Raw genomic sequence first — 3186 nt, 5'->3', positions numbered from 1 at the left:
CGCAGGTTCAAATCCTGTCACTCCGATTTTTGTATGTCTGAAGATAAGAATCTCTTTTGATGCAGATGTGGATTGAAGAATCCGGCTGTGTCAGAAGAGATTTTTATTCTTTCGTAACATTGTACGAAAAGGTGATGGAATCACAGGAAGAGTTGTGATAAAATCGGGATAGAGCTGCTTTTGGGGAAAAGAATATGATTCTGACAGGCAGAGGAAAAAGATTGGAAAGAAGGAAAAGATGATGGAAAAATTTTCAGAGATGAAATATGTACGTCCAGATGGGGAAGCGTATATCCGGACCATCCAGAAAGAAACAAAGAACTTTAACGAGGCTGCAGATTTTGAAGGCGCGCATCAGGCATTTGTCGCAATCCTGAATGCAAACAGCCACTTTAATACGACACGCGTCATGGCAAGTATCCGCAACAGCCAGGATACCAATGATGAATTCTATCGAAAAGAGATGGAATATATTTTCGAGATCGAGCCACAGATTGATGTCGAAATGAAAAAGTTCTATGAGAGTTATCTGAAGTCTTCTTACAGAACAGAGCTTGAAAAAGAGTTCGGAGAAGTTTATTCCAGACAGGCAGAGAACAAAGTCCGGCTTACCGATCCGTGTAATGCCGATCTGCAGATCCAGGAGAACAAGCTGGTTCAGAAGTATTTCCAGGTTGCAGCGGCACCGGTTACAGATTTTCACGGAGAACAGCTTGGATTCTATGGTCTGTTAAAGATGATGGAGGATACCGACAGAAGCATCCGTAAAGAAGCATTTGAAAAGTGGGCAGAGTTGTATAAAGCGATTTCGGATGAACTGGATTCCCTTTATACGGAACTGATCGGAATCCGTCAGCAGATGGCAAAGAACCTTGGATTTAATGGATATGCCGAGATGATGTATCAGAAGATGGAAAGATTTGAATATACGCCGGAGGATGTGGCAATATTCCGTAAGCAGATCCGGGAGCATATCGTACCGCTTTGTCAGAAACTTTATGAGGAACAGAAAGAAAGACTCGGTATCGAAGAATTAAAATATTATGACGAAAGTCTTACCTATCCGGATGGAAATGCAGTTCCGGAGGGAACGGAAGAAGAACTTCTGGAAAAGGCGAGAACCATGTATCATGAACTTTCCCAAGAGACAGGTGAATTCTTTGATTTTATGATGGAATACCGTCTGTTTGATCTGGAAGGAAGACAGGGAAAACAGCAGGGCGGCTACTGTGACTTTATGGAAGAATATAAGGCACCGTTCATTTTTGCAAACTTTAATGGAACCAATGCAGATGTCAATGTCCTTACCCACGAAGCAGGACATGCCTTTGAGGCATACACAGCGTCACGCAATATTCCGGTATTATCGCAGACATTCAGTACCGCAGAGATCAGCGAGATCCATTCGATGGCAATGGAATATTTCACATTGCCATGGATGCATCTGTTCTTCGGAGAAAATGCAGAAAAACAGAAAAAAGCATACCTGTGGGATTCGCTGGAAGCAATGCCATACATGGCATGCGTAGATGAATTCCAGCACCGTGTATACGCTGAAAATCTGACCGATGCAATGGAAAGAAGAAAAGTATGGCACGAACTGGAAAAAATCTATCTCCCATGGAGAGATTATGACGGCAATGAATTCCTGGGACAGGGCGGATTCTGGATGCAGAAACAGCACCTATTCATGTGCCCGTTCTATTATATTGATTACGCCGTATCCCGTGTAGGAGCCCTCGAATACTACGGAAAAATGCAGGAAGACCTGGAAAGTGCATGGAAAGATTACTACGCCCTCTGCCGCCAGGGCGGAAGCAAAGGCTACCACGAACTCCTCAGAATCGGAAACTTAAGCGACCCATTCAAAGAAGGAACCATCTACAACGTTCTGAAAAAATTGAACCTGATTTAAGCGAAAGAAAACTGAAAAAACATGATATCGATTACATAATCTTATTGCATGTACTGGAGGGACAAGGTATAATTTGCTTATAAGATTATAAGGAGAGGAATCGAATATGGAAAAGATCTATGATGTAACCGCGTTAGGTGAACTGCTGATTGATTTTACAGAAAATGGAACGAGCGCACAGGGGAATCCACTTCTGGAAGCCAATCCGGGAGGTGCACCGTGTAATGTACTTGCCATGCTTGAAAAGCTTGGAAAAAAGACCGCATTTATCGGAAAAGTTGGAAAAGATATGTTTGGTGAGCAGCTGAAGAGAGCGATTGAAGAAGTTGGAATCGATACACGGAATCTGGTAATGGACGAAGAGGTACATACGACACTTGCATTTGTACATACCTATCCGGACGGTGACAGAGATTTTTCTTTTTACCGGAATCCGGGAGCAGATATGATGCTGAAAAAAGAAGAAGTGGATGAAGAGCTGATCCGTTCGGCAAAGATTTTTCACTTTGGAACCCTTTCCTCTACCCATGAAGGTGTAAGAGAAGCAACAAGATATGCAATTGACGTGGCAAAAGAAGCAGGATGTATCGTAAGTTTTGACCCGAACCTTCGCCCACCGCTCTGGAAATCATTGGATGATGCAAAGGCTGAGATCGAATATGGTCTTTCAAAGTGTGATATTCTGAAGATTTCAGATAATGAAGTGGAATTTCTTTTTGGAACAACAGATTATGATGAAGGAGCAAGACTGATCCGCGAGAAATATCAGATCCCGCTGGTTCTCATTACTCTTGGAAAAGACGGAAGCCGTGCATATTACAAAGACCTCAGGGTAGAAGTTCCGGGATTTGTACAGGAGCATACGATCGAGACTACCGGTGCAGGGGATACATTCTGTGCCAATTCGCTGGATTATATTCTGGAGCATGGAATGGAAGATCTGACGGAAGAGGATTTAAAAGAGCTTCTCACATTTGCAAATGCGGCAGCTTCCCTGATCACCACAAAAAAAGGAGCGCTTCGGGTAATGCCGACCAGAGAAGAAATCCAGGAATTTATGCAGAATGCATAGAAAAGGAAGCGGAAAAGCAATATAAAATACCCTGTTGAGAGACAGAAGAGAATAACCTCTGCTTGACATTTTGTCCGGCAGTGGGAAAAGGGTTGGCGCGGATTAAGCAGACAGCCACAGAGTAAAGAGAAAAATGTAATATAATAACCGGACAGATTAGTGATGAATCTGCCCGGTTATTTTAGTGTATAAAATTTCA

General features: G+C 42.8%; 2 protein-coding genes. Both read left to right on the top strand.

Going from position 1 to position 3186, the window contains the following annotated elements; genetic code table 11:
• Positions 1–238 precede the first annotated feature (238 nt).
• A complete protein-coding gene (locus PGZ10_RS10005; protein WP_117823831.1) occupies positions 239–1915 on the top strand; it encodes a M3 family oligoendopeptidase in 1677 nt (558 codons plus the stop codon).
• Between the two features lie 106 nt (positions 1916–2021).
• The gene (locus PGZ10_RS10000; protein ID WP_270541304.1) at positions 2022–2987 is read left to right on the top strand and encodes a carbohydrate kinase family protein; all 966 of its coding nucleotides are present in this window, start codon (positions 2022–2024) and stop codon (positions 2985–2987) included.
• The last annotated feature ends 199 nt before the right edge of the window (positions 2988–3186 follow it).

Source organism: Coprococcus sp. AF102-57 (genome assembly GCF_027686195.1).
GTDB classification, from domain to species: domain Bacteria; phylum Bacillota; class Clostridia; order Lachnospirales; family Lachnospiraceae; genus Allocoprococcus; species Allocoprococcus comes.
The sequence above is the reverse complement of the archived record's forward strand: the minus strand, read 5'-3'. Positions and strand labels throughout refer to the sequence as shown.